The sequence below is a fragment of the Alloacidobacterium dinghuense genome, assembly GCF_014274465.1.
In the GTDB taxonomy this organism is placed as follows: domain Bacteria; phylum Acidobacteriota; class Terriglobia; order Terriglobales; family Acidobacteriaceae; genus Alloacidobacterium; species Alloacidobacterium dinghuense.
The window spans coordinates 3909354-3930295 of sequence record NZ_CP060394.1 but is presented as its reverse complement, the minus strand read 5'-3'; the positions used below and the strand labels follow the sequence as shown (position 1 = coordinate 3930295).

The window sequence follows — 20942 nt, the reverse complement described above, 5'->3', positions numbered from 1 at the left end:
TTAATGCAATGCCGACCATCCGATGCCGACCATCCGACCGTTTTCGACGAATGAAATGCCGGAGTCCAGTCCAAATCATGCGGAACAGCGTCAGGAGATCCTCACGCGAGAATTGTTGGCGTTATTTATCTGGTTACTTGGTGTCCGATTTGATAGCGATCACGGACGATGAGCAACTGGTTGGTCTTTTCATCGTTTGTTCTCAGGCAGACGCCGCGTTGAAACCTATCTGTGCACTCGTGCCTGAATCATTCTGTATCTTGGCTGGACCGGAAAAAAGATTCCCAATAACAACTGCGCGATCCACTTCTTTGCCTAGCGCAATATGCTGTTTGTTCTGTCGGAACTCGCAACCTTGAATCACAATGCTGCCGGAATTGGCCTGGATCGCAGCCTGGTCTCCTTCTTTCCCCCATTGCACAAATGTGCAGTCGCTGAATCCGACCGTACCCTGGCCATGAATCTTTGCAATCTGATTGCACGGCCCCCAGAACGCGCTATTGCTGATGCGAACGACTCCTTTATTGGCTGATCCGACCTCTACCATCGTGGGATCGTCGCCGTGGAACGATGTAAATTCGCCATTCGCGATAAGGAGCCCATACGGCGCGGCCTGCTCAACGAGAATGGCGCGATTGCAGTCGTCGGCTCCAATGCCGAGAAAGTTCCCGTTACAGCCACCGGTCGATGTTTCGACAAATTTGTAACCGACACGGTAACCAAAGCTAAATGTGTTCAGCACATACTCCCAATCGGAGCGGCCGAAAATGAAAGCTTCCGCGTTCTGTGTCTGCCATTGATAAACCTTGGTGTGAGAACTCCACCATGGATTGAAATGAACATTCTCGATGCGCCCAATATCGTAAATAGCGTCTACCCAGATGCCGCGACGAAGAGGCTGCCCAGTGACATTGCGTATGTTATGGCGCTCGTTCTGGCTTGCATCGATCACCTGATACGGATTCAGCAATTCGACATCAAAAACCGCCGGATTCTTGCCGCGCATCGCGATCGTCCACGGATACGCGACGGGTTCGCTGTCAAGCTCCTGCTCCGGATAATAGATAGTCAGGCCGCAGACCGAGCTGTTTGTATTCAGCATAAGGAATGGCGGTCCATCGTCGCTTCCGCGACCTGACACTACAAAAAGCGCGGTCCCATCATCGCCGGGTTTCGGCTGCCCCTTATCTCGAATCCCATTATGCGAAGGCACACAAGTAAACGAGCCACGCAGCGTTACTCCTTGTGGCACGATCAGGGTTCCGCGAAATAAGTATCGGCCAGGAGGAGCATACACTGTGCCTCCGCCGGCCTTGCTCGCAGCATCGAAGAATTGCTGAAATGCAGCCGTATCATCGGTGGCTGCGTCTCCCTTTGCCCCGTAATTTCTTACGTTGATGAAGTCTCTAGTTTCGTTTCCTGTAGAAGCAGCGTACGCGGGATTCGAAGTACCGACAAGCGCTGCAAGACCTGTAGCCGCACCCATCGACAAAAGACGCCTGCGCGATGACATTCCGGCACCCTTCACAATTGCTTCAGTATTGCTCTCAAAATTCATCTATAACCTTCGAGTTACTCTGCTTGATTCGACATGGAAGGTGGAGCAGCCGCTGGAGAGCTGCCCCATTGCAGGTTCGGCTGGTCAGCCATTTCAAGAATGAGTGTGCCGCCGTTGGCGATATCAGCATGCTCAAACCATGGCTTATTAAGGGGCTTCCCGTTCAGCGTAGCTGACTGGATGTATTTGTTGCGGTCAGAGACGTGATTTGCGATGATCTGAAACGTCTTTCCATTGCCCAGACGGATTGTGCTTCGGGCAAAAAGAGGGCTGCCGATTTCATAGACAGGACTGCCAGGACAAACAGGGTAAAAGCCAACGGCGCTCAGAACATACCAGGATGAAGTTGCGCCGCCATCGTCGTCGCCCGGAATCCCAAGCGGCCCATCACCATACCAGACATCCATCAGTTGACGAACGCGCCGCTGTGTCTTCCAAGGTTGGCCCGAGAAGTCATAAAGGTAGGGAATATGGAAGCTAGGCTCGTTTCCCTGTGCATAAAGGCCGACAAGCCCGGTTGCATCCGGAAATTGATCGAGAAAATGGAACTTCGAAGTCCCATATTGTTCTACAAAGAGCTGATCCAGCTTCTTGTTGAATGAATCGCGGCCGCCCATGAGTTGAATCAGGCCCGCGACATCATGTTGCACGCTGTAGGTATAGATCCATGAATCGACTTCGGTGAAGTAGTCGCGTCCTCCTTGTCCTCCGCCGAGCTTTGGATCAAAGTCCGCTACCCACTCACCATCTGCGCTCTTTGGAGCCATGAACCCGATGTCGCGATTGAAGACGATCTGATAATTGTGCGCCAGCTTGGTGAAATATTCTGCATCGGGTTGTTTGCCAAGTGCTTTTGCAATCTGGGCGACACACCAGTCGTCATATGCATTTTCGAGTGTGACGGAGACGGCCTGGCGCCGCTCGCCCGTAACCTCTGACACAGTTTCTGCCTCGCCCTTTGCCAGTGCTGGAAAAAATCCCTTCTCGAAATACACCTTGTCGAGGCTTGTCAACGGTCCGCGCCGCCAGGGAAGCATCGTTGCCTCAGTCGCGTTCTTCCGCATCGCCGCGTAGGCAAGGTTCAGGTCGAAGTCGCGATATCCCTTGGAATAAGCATCTGCAATCAGAGATGCCGCGTGATGGCCGATCATGACCTCCTGATCTCCGGCCACTGACGGAAAGGATGGCAGCCATCCGCTCTGCTGGTACATCCGCAGGTAGGAACGGATCATGTCTTCCTGCTGCCTTGCGTCAAGTAAAAGCTGCAGCGGATGCAGAGAACGATACGTATCCCAGATACCGTCATCGATATAGAAATCGTGTCCCTCAGCGTTATGGACAGCGTGATCGTACCCGCTGAAATATTTGCCATCCTCGGTGATATCTGTCATACGGCCGAGTGAGCGATACAAAGCGGTATAGAAAATCGTGCGTTGCCTGTCGCTGCCGCCTTGAACTTCCATGGCTCCAAGAGCCTTATTCCATACGACCTGAGCGTTGGTTTTTATCTGGTTGAAGTTCCACTGGGGAATATCGCGCTCGAGATTACGCCGCGCTTGTTCTGTACTGATATACGAGATTCCGACTCGAACCTCAATCTGCTCGCCGTCATTTGTTCTCTGGTCAGTTACAAATCCAAGTGAGTCGCCAGAACGCTTCTCTTCGTGACCAACATCATTGCCCTGCCACGTCGAATAGGATGGAAAAGGCTTCGAGAATTCCGCATAAAAATACTCTCTCGTCTCACCTGCATTGCCGGAAAGCTCGCCGACAGGGCCAATGACCTTTTCGCTCCCTTCCACTGCATTGCTTCCGACAACTGTGAATTCGGCATGATCCTTCATGTTCAGCACAAGATGCGCATGAGCACTGGCAGGGAAGGTGAACCGGTAATAAGCCGCCTGCATGGTGGCTGTCAGCTCGGCTTTTATATTCCAGGTTTGAAGATCGGCAGCATAGTAATACGGCGTAGATACTTCAAAATCATGGTCGAAATCTGAAGCGCAATCCTGCGTATGTACACTGCTGTCGCCGCCGACGGAAGCCATTAATATCGCCGGGCCTGCCGGGAAGCCGTAGATTTTATCGGCAAGGTAGCGATCAGTAATGCCAGGCGTTGTAATGGGAGCCAACCTTGCCATTCCGTGCGGATATTGAACATACGGAATCGTTGCCGTAAGCAATTGCCCAATGCCGCCTATATTAGGCGACACATAATCTACCGGCTCTTTTGTGTGCTGACCTTCTGTCTGCAAGTAGAAAAGCAGTGCTGCAAGGATGAATGCGTATCTATGTTTCACAGTTTGGATCATTCTTTAAGCCTTCCCACCCCTGAGTTCCAGAACGTTTGCGGCTATTCGTTGTTCATTTGCTTGACTAGAACTACAGACCACGCGTCAAGTTTCAACTTAACGTTCAATTCTCCCGCTTCGTTGGCCTGAGTAACCCGCTTTTTTGTATCCCAGGCAAGTTTCCGCAGCACAGCAGTCTGTTCTTGATTCGGCGGCTCCGGCTTTCCCATGGACACCCACTCCGCGACCGCGTCTCCGTGTTCCTTATCCAGTGTCTCAATCAGAAAAGAAGCATTGGCAGGCAGATGGTCAACGTGGAAGGTAAGATCGCGCGGGCTTCCGCTGTTGTCGATCTGATCGGCCTCGGCCAAAGTATTACTAACTGGCAAAGAAACTTTCATTTCGGGTGGATAATTGTAGAAGACAGCGGCAATGCGTCCAGTTTTGCTGTCGCGTGAGACCAGTCCGCCGACGGTTTGCGCAAGCAATTCATCTCCCAGATTATTCATAAATCGATAAGCATGGAAGGCAGGCTTGGGGATCTCCTGGTAATTAATCAGGCCAAAGCCTCCATGGAAGATCGAATCTGTATTTCTGTTCTCTTCGAAGACGTCCGTGAACGTCCAATAAGAAAGTGAGTCGACCAAGCCAACTGACTCGAGATTCGTTTTTGCGACAAATGTTGCGGCTGCCAGTGAATCATGCGAGTGATCCACGGGCGAGGGGCTGGAGTTCCATTCTGTCAGGTGAATCTCCGCTTTAGGATAGGGGCTCGCATCCATGATTCTTCGCATGGTGCGCAAATCGTCGCGCGTGGAATCGATGCTTCGCCGGAAGCCTTTGCCTTTTGGCATTCCCGGCTCGTCAATCGCGAAGTCCTGCGGATAGGGATGCGTCGATACAAAATCGACAGGCAGGCTGTTTTCGTGGCAATAGCGAAGAAAATCATCGATCCATACCGGCCGCCACGGAATGCTGAGCGGATCGAAGGGTTTGCCGGTTGTCTGTGCTTTCTTGATCGCATCGCCATCCATGTTGAAGTTGCTGGTGGCCGGACCGCCGACGCGGAGTTGCGGATCGACTGCTTTGACGGATTCTGCGGTGATTTTGTAGAGTTCGAAGTACTTTTGCTGTGATCCGCCGCGAAAGAATGACTGGTAAAGATTCGGCTCATTCCACACTTCGAAGTACCACTGTCGGACTTCCTCGATGCCATATCGATCGACGCAGTGCTTAACAAATGCCTGCACTAAATCGGCCCACTTCTTATAGTCGGAGGGGGGACTTCCATCCGCCCGCCACCAGAATGTCGTGTTGTGAACTGGCGACAGCGGAGCGGGGGAGAAGCTTAGTTCGACGAACGGACGCACTCCCTTTGCCAGCATCCTGTCATAAAGGTCATCGACATATTGGAAGTTATAGATTGGGTTTCCGTGCGATAAACGAACATATCGTCTTGAAAGATGCCGTGGAAGCGGACATATTGAAAACCAGCACGCTCCTTTGCCATCTCCAATTCTTCCTGCCAGGTTGAGCGGAGCCCTTCATTCGCGCGACCAGCGCCGACAACCTTGCTCCAGAAATGAACCAGCGGTTTGCCGCTCCCTTTTGCATCTACCGAGAGATGGATTGCCGTGCTTGCATCATTTGAATAAGTGCTTTTGGTTTGACCGGAGACACACACCACAAGAGAACCGCAGATCAAGCTGCCAACAACGAACGAAGATTTCCAGCGCATTATTTGTCCGTATAGTGATTCAGTATTTGTAGATAGAGACTGAGGGGTTGATTCAATTTGATGGAGAGGCGGACCGATAAGCTCGCCTCCATCGCTAATCGTTCTTCGTTAGAAGGCCAGGCGCGCTCCGATTTGCAGATTGCGCGGTTGGCCACTGCTCGTGATCTGACCGAACGTGCCATCCGTAATTGAGCCGTCCGGCATACCGAGGTTCCGATTGTTGAATGCGTTGAACGCCTCGAAGCGTAGTTCGAAACTTACGCGTTCGCCGAATTGCTGCTTGCGGTCCAAGCTCATGTCCCAGTTGCCATAGGCGGGTCCGCGAAGGTTCGGTTCGTTGCGGTTGCCATTTCCTGTTGTATATGCGGCAGGGATGGCATACGCCGAGGTATCGAACCATTTCTCAGGATTTTGCGCTCCATTATGGAGATGAGGATCATGCAGTCTGTCGGCCACGGCGCCGATTCCTGGCAGGTTGGTATTGTCTGGAACTGTGATCACAACAGAAGCCCGGAGCCGAAGGTAGTTACACCGCTCCACTGCCAATTGCCGATGACGTTCCCGATTGCTCCCGTGCCCAGCATTTGATGACCATGCCCGAAAGGAAGCTGATAGATGTAGTTCACAACCAGATATTGCGGTCGGTCGTATTCTGCAACTGCGCGGGAGAGGCCAAGGTTCGTCGGATCGACAATCGAACCGCCGCGACCTGCATAACGCTCCGGGATATCGTTGATCCCTTTGCTGAAAGTGTATGAGCCCTGCAGATACAAACCGTGACGATCGTCTCGATGCTGGAGTTGTAAGGTGAATGCGTCATAGTAGGAGTCGCCTATCGGATCGTGATACCAACTCACTCCTGTGTACTGCGGAAATGGACGGAGCAACTGGTTATACGCAACTGTAGGTGCGCCCAGTTGGCCTTGCAACTCACCCGCGAACGGATTTGCCACCTGCTGCGTAAGTTTTGATCCCAGGCTTAAATCCGTAATCGGCGCAGAGTTTTGATCCAGGTTGTACCAGAGGTGCTCGCCACGTGATCCGGCATAGGCGGCGGTAAGTACTGTATTGCCGGTGAGCGAACGCTGGACGCTCAGGTTCCAGTCCTGATGATTCGGGAGCGTGCCTGGACGGAACGGCGCCCCGATGCCCTGGCCGACCAGCGAGCTTGCTGGAGCAGGGTATGGCAGATATCCAGCAACAAATGGATTGGAAATGGTCGCGCCAGCCGGCGGCGTATTCGGAGCTGCTACCGGAGGACCCGTGTAAACGTTCGTGCTTACCTGGTATCCGGTGCCGGCTACGTTGCCGTCACTGTTTGTGACCCAGAAGAGACCGTAACCTGCGCGTATTGCGGTCTTGTCTCCGAGTTTGTATGCAAATCCGAGACGCGGGGCGAAGTTCGTATAATCCGTGTCGTTCTCCGCTCGCGGATTTCCATTTACTCCCGCGAATTGCACAACGCCCGGCAGGCTGGTGACAGGATCAGGTCCTGTGGGATCGAACCAAGTCAGCTTGTTGTAGCGGTCGGTCCAGCCGGTCAACACGTCGTAACGAAGACCCAGGTTGAGCGTTAGATTGTTCGTCACTTTGAAGTCATCGTTCACATAACCGTCGATGTTCTTTTGCGAGGAGGTTGCCGAAGCGTCTTTTGTGGTGTATCCGCCATCGGGTGCGCCGAGCAGGAAGGAAGCGAATCCCCATCCTGCGTTGGCCGTTGCGCTCGCTGGGTCAGGCCCCTGCGTGTAGGCTCTTCCGAAAGTGAAGTACCCTGCCGGGTTCAGCGGGCGGAACTGGTTGAAGAAGACAAACCTGTACTCGAACCCTGCTTTTATGGTGTGCGGTCCGGTCGCCCATGTAAGGTGAGCTTGTCCCTGATAGCTGCCTTCCGTGTCCGCATCTACTGCTGAGTTCTGAATGCCTAAGGGGCTGTCATCGGAGATACCGAGTTGGGGGAATACTTTACTCTCTGTCTGATCTACAAAGGAGCTTGAGAACCCGAGGTTGGACACATCGAAACCCTGGCTTGGCACGAGTGTGCCGAAGAAACTGCGTACAAAGTTTCCGCGAAACTCGATCAGCAGGTTAGGCTTGATCGTCCATGTGTCGCTGATTGTGCCAGTCCATGCCGTGTTAGTCGCGCCGCCTGGATCGCCATTGGTTCCGGTTTGGGGAAATGCAATGTTCACCGAGGGAGTGATGCCTGTGTAAGCATGGCGCCCCACTGTGACGAAGGCTTTGTGTTTACTGCCGAAGTTCTGGTCGACGCGCGCCAGGAATGTATTTTGCGTTGTTTTTCGCGTGGGCGTGATGACAAAGTTGTTGTAGATGCCCTGCACGCCAGTCGTATTCGGCAGGGGATAATAGCTGAGCGTCTTCTGCACAATCGGGTTATTGATGCGGTCGGCAGGGATGATATTTCCGGGAAACGGGCTTCTGGTCCAGGTATTGGATGTGCCGGGAACCAGCGTCGTCGTATTCGGGTCATAGAGCGTGATCTGGTTTCCGTTCTGATCGACCAGCCCCGAAAAATCGCCGTTGCGCATGGCAGGAGTAGGAACGCTGCCGGTAAAGATATCGGGCGTGCTCTGCGGGTCCCATTCAAGGTTGAGGAAGAAGAATGTTCTATTCTTGGCGTTATAGACCTTGGGGATCGACAACGGGCCGCCAAGACTGAAGCCATAGTTGTTTTCGTGATAGGTGCTGCGTTTTTGTCCGACGTGGTTCGGATACCACCCATTGGCATTGAAATCGGTATTGCGAACATATTCGTACGCACTGCCGTGATAGGTATTTGTTCCTGCTTCGGATGCTGCCGTGACTACACCGCCGCCGGACATACCGTATTCCGCTGAATAGTTGTTTGTAATGAGCTTTAGTTCACCAACTGATTCGAGCGGCGGCGTGTAAGCGAGATCGCCCGAGGAACTGTTAGCCTGCGTCGCTCCGTCTAGAAGAACATTGCTGGTATTGGCCATGCCGCCATTGATCTGCGCTCGGTTCCTATATTCCGGAAATCACTCGCGACCTTCCACAGAAGCCGGATCAGGCTGCAACCGAAGCAACTGCTCAGGAGAAACCGGCCCAACTGACTGAAAATCCCGCTGCGGAGATTGCGCCATTGGCAGTTGTGGCAAATTCCGCGGAAGACGCAGTGCGTCGTGTCGTTGATGGCAGCGTGCATTCCTGGAACCGCCGGAAATGGCTTGCCTTAGGATTGGTGCTCACAGTTGCCAACGTCTTACTCTGGCTCGGTTTTTGGAGCGGCTTCAGCCACAAGCCAAACGCAGCATCGTCCATGCTGCCATGGTCGCTGCTCTATAACTCTCCGCGCCCGCTGCAACTCATCACCAGCGATCCGGATATTGCCGAGATACAGGGATACACTGGCCAGGAGTTGTCTGTTTCCGATTATGCGAACCGCAACTACATTCCTCACCCGGAAAAGTTGTCGCGCGAGGTCAACCAGCTCTGCAATATCCTGCTTCATGGAAACAAAGCAGCTCTCGTCGATACTCCGATCGCTGTCAGCATCGCGGAGCTTGCCCAGGAAAATTCAAGAAAAATTGAGATCCATTCAGCGCGGAGTGTGGAGCTAGCTAATCTCCAAACTGACGACAACCTGATACTTCTGGGCAGTCCCCGGTCGAATCCCTGGTATGCCTTTTTCAGCGATCAGATGAATTTCCGTTTCGCTTACGATCCTGTATCTGGACAGGAAATCATTCGGAATATCCATCCCGGACCGCATGAACAGGCAGAGTATGTACCTACGGGATTAGGGTGGGCCACCGGTCAGTCCTACGCCATCATTGGTCTCGTCCGAAACCCTGACCAGAATGGACATGTATTGCTTCTGGCTGGAGCCAGCGCTGAAGGCACGGAAGCTGCCGGGAAGCTTGTGACTGACTTGCCTCGTCTATCCGAAGCGCTTAAGGCCTGCGGAATTTCCACCCCTGGGACCGCCGCGGAACTTCGAGCTGTTGCTGCGTCTTAAAATGATGGCGGGCTCTCCCATCAACATTAATGTGGAGGCGTGCCATACACTCCCTAGCGGCGCCATCCGCTAGGCCTTCATTCACTGACTGTCAGTCTCGATTGATGGATATGGTGGAATGAACGACTCATTCACGCTTAGACCTCCCAAGGTTTGATGGAATGCTCAAATCGTTCCATATCCACCCTCTCACCTTTAAACCTAACGCCCTCCAACTTGAGGCGCGCCTGTTGTTCCCGTGCGGCTGTTCCATGCAACTTGATCTCGCCTCCTGCGCCCAATACGCGATGCCAAGGTAGTTGATCGGGCGGATCTGTACGCAGAAGCCGGGCCACAGCACGGTGGTAGCGCGGATAACCAGCGGCGGCGGCAACTTTGCCGTAGGTGCTCACCTTGCCAGCCGGGATCGAGAGGATCATGCGACGAAACGCGAGATCGCGCTGCTGTTCTGGTCGCGATGCATCACGCAGGAGTCTCCGTGTGGCTTGCTGTATTGATAGTTGATCGACCGCGAAGTGGCTCATCAACGATTTTCGGCTTGATTTCGCGATCGAACGCATCTGTCTTCTCCTTAACAGTTCCGCATTGCCTTAGGGGGTAGTCCTGATTACGGGTGTTGGTATATAGAGAGCTAAGCATTTCTTTCGATGACTGCTTCCGGGCGCTGTGCATACTCAGCCCAGGATCCATCATACAAACTGACTTGCTGTGCTCCCACAACCGTGAGAGCGAGTGCAATCACAGCCGCAGTAACGCCTGAGCCACAGGTTGTGGTAATAGGCTGCGCGATGTCCACACCTTTGGTGGCGAAGTATTCGCTGAGTTCGATAACGGATTTTAGTCGACCATCTTTAAGTAATTCAGTGAAAGGCACATTTGTAGCTCCGGGCATATGGCCAGAGCTTATTCCGGGTCTGGGTTCAGGCATCTTGCCAGAAAAGCGGCCGGAAGAGCGTGCATCCAGAATCTGTGCGTGTTCCGCAATCAATTGACGAATCTCGGCGAAGTCCTTTACAGCACTCTGATCCAGATTGGCATGGAACGGAACTGATTCTCGTTCAACCTGGCCTGCGTCTATGGGAAGGTTGCCTTCGATCCAGGCGCTAAGACCACCGTCAAGTATATGTACATCCAGCGCTCCGAATGCACGCAGCATCCACCACGCGCGCGGAGCAGAGAAGACACCTTCCTGCTCGTAGACAATGATGGTCATCTGGTCACCGACACCGAGAGCTGACATGCTCCGAGAAAAGGACTCAGGGGTTGGCAGCATGTGGGGAAGCGATGTGGAGTGATCCGAGAGCTTCTCGATATCAAAGAAAACTGCGCCGGGAATATGCTGTGCGAGATAACGGGCATAGGTGTCTATTGCCGGCGTAATACCGACAGGAGGCAACGTAGCATCAAGGACGACCACGCCAGGATCACGGAGATGTTGACCCAGCCAAGATGTGGTGACGAGAGGATTCATTGTGCCTGCCTGCTTTTTCGCGTATGTGTTTTCTGGTGGGGATCAGCTAATATTTCGCAAACAGCGCGTAGCCAGATCGCAAGCGCCTTCGCTCCAGGGTCAGGATGACCGAGTACGCGATCCCCAAGGTAACTCGATCTTCCTAATCGTGGCTTCATTTGGGCAGTAGAGTCAGCACCTTGTTCCGCGCTTTTGATCGCAAGCAAAAGAGTTTCTCTCGATAGACCTCCTTCGACTTTCTTCAGGGATTTTACAAAAGGATCGAGTGCATCCAACATGGTTCGATCGCCAGGCATAGCGCCACCCAATTCGCTTATTGCTCGGCATCCTTGATCGAGCGCTTCGATCCACAGTGCAGCGTTCGTTGAGCCAGACCCTGCCAGAACATTCCCGATCCGGAGAAAGAGCACCGCGTACAGAGGTCCTGATGACCCGCCCAACTCGCGTCGCAGAGTTTGTCCCAACGCTCTCAACGTCTCGGAGATGTTATCGAGCGGATATGACTCTACTTTGCTACGAACGACCAGGGCCGCACGTTTCATGTTGGCGCCCAGATCTCCGTCTCCGGTAATGCGATCCAATTCAGTCAGCTCGGGTTCTGCTTCAATCAGAGCCTGGCAAGCGGCTTCTATGGCCAGCCCGACAATCTGCCCCATCTCAGTCTGCACTGCACTGCCGGTCCGAGAGGACGTGCTGACATCAACGTTTTGCTTGATTTGATCTGCTATTATTCCCGGGCGCTGCCTGAGCACATTCGGCCACGCTGGAGCAGTGGTTGTGGCATCGAGCCAGCCCAGCCTGACATCATTTATGCCAAGAACAGAAATTGAGATGCCAGCCATATCAAGAGACGAGAGAAATGTTCCTGCGTAGATTCGCTCGACGGTGTACGCCGTGCTTTCGAGAAAACGAAGAGCATGGCGGGAAACAATCGCAAGTTCCATGTCTGTCGTTGCACCGAGATTATTCACCATGACGGCAACGCGTTTCTCATCCCCAAATTTGCTATGCCCAAGAATTGTTTGCAGCAAGGTTTCGATCAGTTGGTCTGCATTCTTGATTTTGGTTCGCTCGACGCCGGGTTCGCCGTGGATACCCAGGCCGAGCTCCATTTCATCTGCGCCGAGTTCGAAGCTAGGCTTTCCCACAGCAGGTGAAGTTCCAGCCGAGAACGAAACACCCATGGTTCCGAGTGCCTGGATTGCCTCTCTGCCCAATGCCGCGATCTCGGCAAGGGTCTTGCCTTCGGCGGCGGCTGCTCCCACCAGCTTGTGAACAAGAACCGTGCCGGCCAAACCCCGCGCACCTGTCGCTTGCCCTGTTTCTTTGAGTGCGACGTCATCATCCACAATGATCATCTCCACTGGAATGCCTTCAGCTCGCGCCATTTCTGCGGCTAGACCAAAGTTCAACCGATCCCCGGTATAGTTCTTGACGATGAGAACAGCACCGCGTTCTCCCGAGACGGCTTGAATGGCGGCGAAGACTGAATCGCTGCTGGGAGAGGTGAAAACCTCACCGGCGACAGCGGCATTCAACATGCCCCTTCCGACATAGCCAGCATGTGCCGGTTCATGTCCGCTGCCGCCTCCAGAGATAATCGCTACCTGATGATTTCGAGCTTGTTCGGCATCGGCGCGAATTATGACTTTATGTCCTGACAATCGGCGCATCCCCGGATGAAGTATGGATAAACCGTCGAGCATCTCCTCCACGACATTTTCGGGGCGATTGATGAACTTTTTCATGACGCCAACCACTATATAGGGAGTGGCTGACATCGCGGCCGGACCCGCTCCGAGAGCTTTGCGGAGATTTCTCAGCCAAATATTATGAAGTGAGATGAACCCTCATCGGCGACCTATTCTTATTGACACTGACACGGCATCCGACGATGCTGTCGCGTTGATCATGGCTCTGCGTTCGTCCAGAGTTGAGGTCAAAGCCATTACCACTGTCGCTGGTAACGTCAGAGTAGAACAGGCGACACGAAACGCACTCTTCACGGTGGAGCTATGCGGCGCGGAGGTTCCAGTCTTCAGCGGCGCCGCAAAGCCGCTGGAGGGTGAACTTCAGACGGCTGACTGGTTCCATGGACAAGATGGACTAGGCGACCACGGATATGCACCCTCTGTGCATGCAACGGCCTCCGGAGATGCTGTCGACGCGATTGTCGCCGCTGTTCAGTCGACGCCGGGAATCGAGATCATTACGCTGGGACCCCTTACAAACCTGGCATTGGCGCTGGAGCGCTGCCCCACGATCGCACATTCGATAAGCCGATGTGTCGTGATGGGTGGGGCGCCATGCTGCGAAGGCAACGTGACTCCTGCTGCGGAGTTCAATATCTGGGTCGATCCTGAAGCTGCCCGAGCGGTTTTCGCGTCCGGCGCGCCCATCGAAATGATCGGCTGGCAGCTAGCGCGCTTCGATGCGGTGCTGAATGAGCGTGAGATTCAGGAAGTGCTGGCGTTCGAAACACCACTGGCAGAATTTGCCATCCGTGCAAACAGCACGGCCGCGACAGCATATCTTGCGCAGACGGGTGAGACCGGCATCTCTTTGCCGGATCCTGTAGCCATGGCCGTTTTGCTCGATCCCAAGCTCAAACTTGAGGTAAGCCCTCATTATGTGGCGATCGAGTGCAAGAGCGACCTGACCAGGGGAATGACTGTAGTCGACCGGCTCGGTGTGGCCGCCGACTCAAGGAATTCTGTTGTCTGGAGCGACGTCACGCAGAGGGACCAAAAAGTCGAGATTTGCTGGAAGCTGGATGTGCCTGGATGGAAGGCGGAACTGATCGCTGCTCTGAGACCGGAGAATCGACAGTCCTTCGCAACATGACGGCTGAGGCGTGGATTACATTTCGGGGGCGCCGCCTTTATCCTAGATAACAGGTTCCAATGAGCAGAGACTGTCGGATGGGCAAGAAGATCAATTATGTTCTGGTCGCCCTTTGCATCCTATTTCACGCTTCCGCTTCGTTTTCCCAAGCTGCTCTGCAACAAAACCAAACGCAAGTGGCCCCTCGGGCAAGGGTCATTGTTTTTGTGCATGGCCTTCATGGGAGCCGCGAATCCTGGCGGGCTTCGAATGGCGCCTATTGGCCGGATTTGATTCGCACAGACCCGCGCTTCGCCTATTCTGATGTTGAGGTTGCTGAGTATCCCACGCCGGCGTCGAATGGCCGGATGTCCAGTATGCAGCTGGCCGACATCCTCTGGACGCATCTCAAGCAGGATCATGTCTGGGAGCATCGCGAGGTGGTTTTCATCGCGCATAGTCTGGGCGGCATTCTTGTCGAAGAGATGCTGTTGAGACATCCTGCGGAGGCAGCGAGAGTCAAGTTCATCGTGTCGTATGGGACGCCGCACGAGGGCTCGCCGATCGCCCGAATTGCTTCCATCTATGACAAGGACCCGCTCCTCAACGATCTCAGCGATGCCAGCAATAATGCATTCCTGACTCAACTGGAAAACAACTGGCGAGGGCATGATTCCGTAAATGGCATTCATCGGTTCTGCGCTTATGAATCCGAAGACACAACTCCGGAAAACGGATTTGGCCGCTATCTCAAGACCCATGCCCGCGTGGTCAGCTACTTCAGTGCGACTTATGGATGCGATGTGACCACGCCGCCGCAGGAGATCCATGCCGATCACCTGCACATGGTCCGGCCTCTGGACCGGACATCAAGTGCCTATGACTTTTTTTACCGCGTGTACCGCGACAACCCGATCCTCGAAGAACAAGTTGTCACTCGAGACAATGTGATCGCGGGCCTGGAGGCTGGCTGTGGTCGAAGCAACGCGAATCCCGACCTGCAAGTCCCGATAGCTCTCGACAGCACAATGCACGAAAAAGTGACTGCGGCAACGGCCTCCCTGGTCGACATGATGGATCTTCGGGATGTGAACCCGCCGGTCGTTATCAGGATCGACCCGGACGGAGTGGCGCATGTTCAGTACGGATTCAGCGGGCCAGCTAAGAAGCTTCTCGTTTGCCTCGGGACCGCTCGCGCATCCTTGAAGGTTGAGTTTTCTATCGACCGCCAAGTACCAGTGCGCGAGCCATCGAATTGAGCCTGGTCGTATAAGCGTGTCCATCAGTACCATTGGTTACCTCGTGTATGCTTGAGCGAACCGCCACTCCGGTGGCTGGCTTAGCTTGGGTGTGGTCCGGAAACGACCGCGATCGACGACTTCGCCATCTTCGTTGAGAGTGCAGTAATGGCTCCAGCTATCTCCAAGATCGATACCGATCGTCATCCCAATCCGTGGACAGTCTGCGTGAACTTCGATGAGGTGATGCGCCTCTTCTTCAAGCGAAACAGTATGTCCGCGAAAACCCTCGGGGGTTACTGTGCGGAGTCAAGCATGGGAGTCTCGATCCGGTAGTTTGCCAGTCAAAGATGAACGTGGTGCTCCATTGATGAGTTCAAGGCCTCGTCACCAATACCATTTGGATCTGCCTGCCGGACTACTTCCGAGAAGCGCGTTTTTCACCATGAATCTCAACAGTCCGATCCAACACCACTCGCGGACTAAGTGAGTGTATCTGGCGTGTTCTCTCCAGTCATGACGCAGAGGTGCTGGCAATTACAAGTTGATTGGATTCAATAGGCTGCTGGATTATCATCGAGGTGATTGCCAACGCCTAGGGACGGTGCTGGGTTGCTCCCTTTTCCACCAGATGCTAGGATTTGGCCTTTCGAGGAAGATTTTGAGGAGCGGTTTGGCAAACGTCGATGCATTGGCTCATGCACCTGCGAATGAGCCATCGATCGAAGATTGCAAAGAGCAGGTTCGTCGGGTAGTTCAGTCCACGACCTTCCGAAATGCTGCAACACTGCAGCTGCTGTTTCAGTTTCTTACCGACAAGACGATCGGAGGCGCAGCCGAGAGCCTGAAGGAATACACGATAGGTGTCGAGGCACTAGGCCGCAAGCCTGACTTTGATCCCAAATTGGATCCGATCGTGCGGGTGCAAAGTCACCGGCTCAGAGTCAAGCTCAAGGAGTATTACGACGTCGAAGGCCAACTGGATCTAGTCCTGATCCAGTTCCCGAAGGGGCACTACGTTCCCACTTTTGAAGCGATGCCCGCTTCTCTTCCGGCCCTGAACGAGCCTGAACCCGCGGTGGACGACGCCACCGAAACGGCGACCGAGAAGATAACGGTACAGGAAGCGCAGCCGACTCGATCGGTATGGGGGTTCCTTGTAGCGGCGCTCACGGCTGTCGCGATGATCGCTCTTGGTTATTGGTTTGGCGCTTCGCGAGCCGACAAACGCTTCAGCGTAACCGGAGCCGCGGTAGCGGTTCCCAATGAAGGGATAGTGGAATCCTTCTGGGCGCGCTTTCTCGGCAACGATGCCTCGCCCGTAATCGCATATCCCGACGCAGTCTTTCTGCTGGACGACTCAAACGATCTCTTCCGGTTCCGGCATGGGGCCATCGACAGCCGAGGCGCGTTGGTCGATCCTCATGTGGCGCACGAATTTGCTGCAAACCCGGACATTGTTGCCAAGGCGGGCCAGCTTTATTACGAGAACGGATACACCGGCACCGGAGAGCTTGAGGCAGTCGGTATGCTGGCAGGCCTGCTTGGGCGGATGGGCGCGAAACCGATCATGAAGTCCAGCCGCGATGTGACGCCCGATGACCTGAACCAGCACAACGTGATCCTTTTGGGATCGCCCTTCCAGAATCCTGCCGTCGCTCAGCTGATGGCAGCCGGTGACTTCAGCTACAGCAATCCAGACCAGCACCACGAGCAATGGCGAGCCCAGATTCTGGATGCTCATCCCGTGGATGGAGAGAAATCAACCTATGGCACTGAGCGCGATCAGACGAGCAAGGTTCTGACAACAGACTACAGCCTGATCACTATCGCTCCTGGTGTCACGCCCGGGCGGTGGATTGCCATTGTTGGCGGTCTCGATACAAAAGGCACCGAAGGTGCAGCCATGTTTGTCACCTCGAAGCATGGAGTCGAACGCCTGAATAGCGTCCTCGATGGGATGGGTAGCGGAAAAGAACTTTTGCCGTTCCAGGCACTCGTACGCGTCCAGCTAGCAAAGGGCTATCAGGTTTTAGGCGCTGACCTGATTTCCGTTCACCGGCTTCACCCCGCAAAAGCCGAGCCCGAGGCCGCCATTCCTTCGCATTAAACCTCAATCTGGCTTCAGAATATTCGCCACAGTCCATCTCGCGTCGCGTCCAGTTCCCGAGCCAAGTCTGGTCAGCGCATGCGCCGTTTGCTGCGACTAAGGGGCAATAAAGCCTTTCCGGACGCATGTAACGTGCCCTGTAACAGCGATGAAACGTAATGGAATGTTGAGGAAAATGCAGGATGACGCTGTCTGGTATCCCCTGGGTAACTGGCGCACTCTACATCTTGATCTTTAGCGTTGCAGCTGTTTTTGGAAGGCCAATGGCAAGACGACGAGGTAGGAGGTCAAAATGAGATTTCAAGACAAATGCCGCCGACATAAAGTAAGCAACTTGATGCACGCAGCTAGAGGCGCGTGGAGAATATTCGCGCTTCTCGGTGTTTTGGCTGCCGCCCCATATATGCTCGCGCAAGGAGTAAGCGGACGCATTGTCGGGACGGTAGCCGATTCCTCTGGCGCGGCTGTCGCGAACGCCAGTGTGATCATCACCAACCAGGACACCGGGCTAAGCTTCAATACAGCAAGCGACTCCCGAGGCGACTACCGGGCGGACAATCTGCCGCCCGGAAACTATCAGGTGGAGATTTCAGCGCCGGGGATGCAGACGACGATCTCCAATGGGATCGTCGTGACCGTCGATAACAGCACCCCGCTCCCGGTTACGCTGCGAGTCGGCACCGCCAACCAGTCCGTGACAGTGACCGCTGCCAACGCCCTCATCGACACAACCAGTTCGTCATTGGGAGAAGTGCTCAGTAGCCAGGAAGTGACCACCCTACCGTTGAATGGGCGTGTCTTTTCCCAATTAGTCCAGACAGTTCCCGGGTCGGTCGCAGCCGGCTTCGGCAGTGCGCCTGAGGCAGCGGCTGGCGCCGGATCTTTCGGCTCCATCACCGCCAGCGTCAACGGAATGCCCTGGGGCGGCACCACCTACACGCTGGATGGCGTAAATAATATGGAGTTGCTGAACGCCTTTATCAACGTGACCCCTCCACTCGACTCCATTCAGGAGATGAAGATCTCCACCAACAACGCAGACATCACCGTGGGCACCTATGGCGGAGCGCAAGTCAACGCCTTCGTCAAGTCCGGCACGAACGCCTTTCACGGTTCCGCCTATGAGTATTTCCGCGACGATTTCCTGAACGCAAACAACTGGGGCGCAACCACCAAGGCTCCATACCGTTCCAACGAGTTCGGCGGATCGCTCGGCGGTCCCATCATCCGGAATAAAGCCTTCTTCTTTCTCGACTATCAGGGACTGCTGTTGAGCAACGGCATCAGCTATATCCTGACCACGCCAACCGAGTTGATGACGCAAGGCACCTTCCTCAAGAGTCAGTTTCCGGCTCCCATCTACGATCCCCAGACGCAACAGCCTTTCCCAACCGTCAGCACGCCGCAGGGAGACGCCTGGCAGATACCCACCAGCCGTTTCGATCCGGTTTCCGCAAACATGGTCTCCGGAAACAGAATCTGGCCGGCAGCAACCGACCAGTCGAGCATCAGCAATAACTACAAAGCAAATACGGTCGAGCCCGATGACAACCACCAGTTCGACGTCAAGGCCGATTACCAGATCACCGAAAAAGACCGCCTCTTCGGCCGCGAATCGTATCAGCGTCGCGACCTGTCTGCTCCATCACCAGGCACGCCCTTTATTCAGATTGGCGATGTGAACGCAAAAAGCCGCAATCACAACGCGGTCATCGGCTACAACCGCACATTTTCTCCCACGATGCTCAATGAGCTGCGCTTCGGCTTCAATCGCTTCTACACGCAAGACTATGGCAATGACCTGGGCACCAACGAGAACACCGCTGTCGGGATACCGAATGGCAACGATGCAGCCTTTGGTGCAACCGGTTTCGGCAACTTCAGCATCGGCAACATTGCATCCACCGGCTCGCAGGGCTGGACCAACTCGCATCGCATCACCAACGCCTACGAGATCACCGACAACCTGACGAAGGTATGGGGTGCGCATACATTCACCTTCGGCGAGGACTTCCGCCGCCTGCAGGCATCGCTCACGAATTCCGACGCAAACAAGAACGGCGACTTCACCTACATCTCCGACTACACCAGCAGCTGCACCCTGAATCCCAGCTGCGTGAACCCGGTAGGCGGCAACCAGTTCGCCAGCTTCCTGCTCGGACTACCTTCCTACCTGGATCGTGGCTATGTCGCCACCGATCCCGCGACTCGCGCAATTCTCCTCGGCATCTATGGCGGAGACCAATACCGCGTAAGGCGCAATTTAACTTTGACGCTCGCGCTGCGCTGGGACCTGATCACGCCTGCAGTCGATAAGGACAATCACCAGTCAAACTTCGACCTTGCCAACGGCGTCCTCGATTTCGCTACCGGCAGCAACCGCGCGCCCAACGTCAATAACTACTATGGCGGATGGTCGCCGCGTGTCGGCTTCGCCTACACGCCCGGAAGCCGCAACACCACCATCACAGGCGCATTCGGCGTCACGCACTTCCCCGGAAACTTCGGCGCGATCGGCGGCTTTCTCGAGCGCAACTTCCCGTTCTTTGAAGTCTTCACCAATCCCGCTCAGGAAAGAAACATCCCGCTTACGCCTCTGAGCGTCACCGGTCTGCCGCAATACATCCCCACCCCAACCAACGCGCCGATCGCACCACCGCCCGGCATCTCCGTCAGTCTCATGACAAAGAACATGCAGCCTGATGTTGCTTATGCGTGGAACTTCGGCGTGCAGCAGAAGATCACCGATGCCACGGCCTTCAGCCTGACGTATGTGGGAACGCGCGGCATCCATCTCTTCCGCCGTTACAACATCAACACTCCGCCTCCCGGCGATACGCCATTTAACTCGCGCCTGCCATACCAGTACTTCGACCCTGCTGGCGATCAATATGCAACGAACATTGGTTACGCAGCCGCCGACGGATCTTCGATCTACCATGCCCTGCAAGCTGAGATGAGGATCAACTTCACCCACAGTCTCGTCGGGCGCGTAAATTACACCTGGTCGAAAGAGATCGATGACATGAGCGTCTGGTGGCCACTCGACGACCGCTACAATCGCGGCGAAGGAACAAACCAGGCGCCGGACGTTCCACAGAACTTCATCGCCAGCCTTATATACCAGCTTCCCTTCGGACGCGGCCAGCAATGGGGATCGAATGCTTCTCGGCCAACGCAACTGTTCCTCGGAGGATGGCAGCTAAGCACCATCACCAAGCTGCAGTCAGGCACGCCCCTCACGTTCAATGCCGCGTATGACAACCTCGGCAGCGGCGTAACGAATCGCGCCAACGTAACCTGCCCCTCGGTCCGGACCATCGGTTCCGTGGGGGAATGGTTCGACACCAGTTGCTTCACCACGCCCGCACCCTTCCAGCTCGGCAACTCGGGCTCGGGCAAAGTGCATGGACCCGGCTACTACAACTCCGATCTTTCGCTCGCAAAGTCGGAAACGATTCATGAGTCCATGAAGGTCACCGTGCAGCTCGATGCCTTCAACCTCACCAACACGCCGCACTATTCGAACCCTGACACCAATCTCTCCGATTCCAACTTCGGGCAGATCGGTGGAACGAACGGAAACCCAAGGCAGCTGCAGCTTGGCTTCCACTTCACCTTCTGAAACGGGTGTACGGCGTGTGCTAGGAATCAGCGTGCGCCGTACGACTCGCCGAATGAAAATCTACTCAAAGGATCGCATGTGAATAGGAGGA

The 20942-nt window shown here is 54.7% G+C and carries 12 protein-coding genes and 1 pseudogene; 5 read left to right on the top strand and 8 right to left on the bottom strand.

The annotated features are described in order from the left end of the window. Positions 1 to 202: 202 nt before the first annotated feature. From H7849_RS16165 to H7849_RS16145, 5 genes and pseudogenes are all read right to left on the bottom strand, one after another. Positions 203 to 1558, bottom strand: coding sequence for a glycosyl hydrolase family 28-related protein (locus H7849_RS16165; protein WP_186740694.1), 1356 nt, complete (start codon positions 1556 to 1558; stop codon positions 203 to 205). 14 nt (positions 1559 to 1572) lie between these two features. Further along, the gene (locus tag H7849_RS16160; RefSeq protein ID WP_222439668.1) at positions 1573 to 3858 is read right to left on the bottom strand and encodes a GH92 family glycosyl hydrolase; all 2286 of its coding nucleotides are present in this window, start codon (positions 3856 to 3858) and stop codon (positions 1573 to 1575) included. Positions 3859 to 3911: 53 nt separating this feature from the next. Then, positions 3912 to 5587 (bottom strand): annotated as a pseudogene (locus H7849_RS16155) (GH39 family glycosyl hydrolase). A 108-nt stretch (positions 5588 to 5695) separates the two neighbouring features. Further along, positions 5696 to 6088 (bottom strand): outer membrane beta-barrel protein, encoded by a 393-nt coding sequence (locus tag H7849_RS16150; RefSeq protein ID WP_490337725.1) that lies wholly within the window; start codon positions 6086 to 6088, stop codon positions 5696 to 5698. Further along, positions 6085 to 8565 carry a TonB-dependent receptor domain-containing protein gene (locus H7849_RS16145; protein ID WP_186740689.1) on the bottom strand — a complete coding sequence of 827 codons (2481 nt, stop codon included), beginning with the start codon at positions 8563 to 8565 and terminating at the stop codon, positions 6085 to 6087. Before H7849_RS16145 ends, H7849_RS16150 begins: the two co-directional genes overlap by 4 nt. A 143-nt stretch (positions 8566 to 8708) precedes the next feature. On the opposite strand from H7849_RS16145, the gene H7849_RS16140 reads away from it, so the two are divergent. Beyond that, positions 8709 to 9584: a hypothetical protein gene (locus tag H7849_RS16140; RefSeq protein ID WP_186740688.1), complete on the top strand. Its 876-nt coding sequence runs from the start codon at positions 8709 to 8711 to the stop codon at positions 9582 to 9584. A gap of 137 nt (positions 9585 to 9721) precedes the next feature. Here the strand turns inward: H7849_RS16140 and H7849_RS16135 are convergent, their stop codons facing one another. The 3 genes from H7849_RS16135 to dhaL all read right to left on the bottom strand — a co-directional run bounded on the left by H7849_RS16135 (position 9722) and on the right by dhaL (position 12803). Then, positions 9722 to 10144 (bottom strand): MGMT family protein, encoded by a 423-nt coding sequence (locus tag H7849_RS16135; RefSeq protein WP_251106311.1) that lies wholly within the window; start codon positions 10142 to 10144, stop codon positions 9722 to 9724. 71 nt (positions 10145 to 10215) lie between these two features. Beyond that, positions 10216 to 11055, bottom strand: coding sequence for a 3-mercaptopyruvate sulfurtransferase (sseA, locus tag H7849_RS16130; RefSeq protein ID WP_186740687.1), 840 nt, complete (start codon positions 11053 to 11055; stop codon positions 10216 to 10218). Continuing rightward, the gene (gene dhaL / locus H7849_RS16125; protein WP_186740686.1) at positions 11052 to 12803 is read right to left on the bottom strand and encodes a dihydroxyacetone kinase subunit DhaL; all 1752 of its coding nucleotides are present in this window, start codon (positions 12801 to 12803) and stop codon (positions 11052 to 11054) included. Before dhaL ends, sseA begins: the two co-directional genes overlap by 4 nt. A 94-nt stretch (positions 12804 to 12897) precedes the next feature. On the opposite strand from dhaL, the gene H7849_RS16120 reads away from it, so the two are divergent. From H7849_RS16120 to H7849_RS16105, 4 genes are all read left to right on the top strand, one after another. Next, positions 12898 to 13899, top strand: a complete 1002-nt coding sequence (locus H7849_RS16120) for a nucleoside hydrolase (RefSeq protein WP_186740685.1) — start codon at positions 12898 to 12900, stop codon at positions 13897 to 13899. A gap of 59 nt (positions 13900 to 13958) precedes the next feature. Then, positions 13959 to 15137 (top strand): esterase/lipase family protein, encoded by a 1179-nt coding sequence (locus tag H7849_RS16115; protein ID WP_186740684.1) that lies wholly within the window; start codon positions 13959 to 13961, stop codon positions 15135 to 15137. A 652-nt stretch (positions 15138 to 15789) separates the two neighbouring features. After that, complete coding sequence (locus tag H7849_RS16110; RefSeq protein ID WP_186740683.1) at positions 15790 to 17226, top strand: hypothetical protein; 1437 nt, start codon at positions 15790 to 15792, stop codon at positions 17224 to 17226. Between the two features lie 292 nt (positions 17227 to 17518). Continuing rightward, complete coding sequence (locus tag H7849_RS16105; RefSeq protein ID WP_186740682.1) at positions 17519 to 20851, top strand: outer membrane beta-barrel protein; 3333 nt, start codon at positions 17519 to 17521, stop codon at positions 20849 to 20851. Positions 20852 to 20942 lie beyond the last annotated feature (91 nt).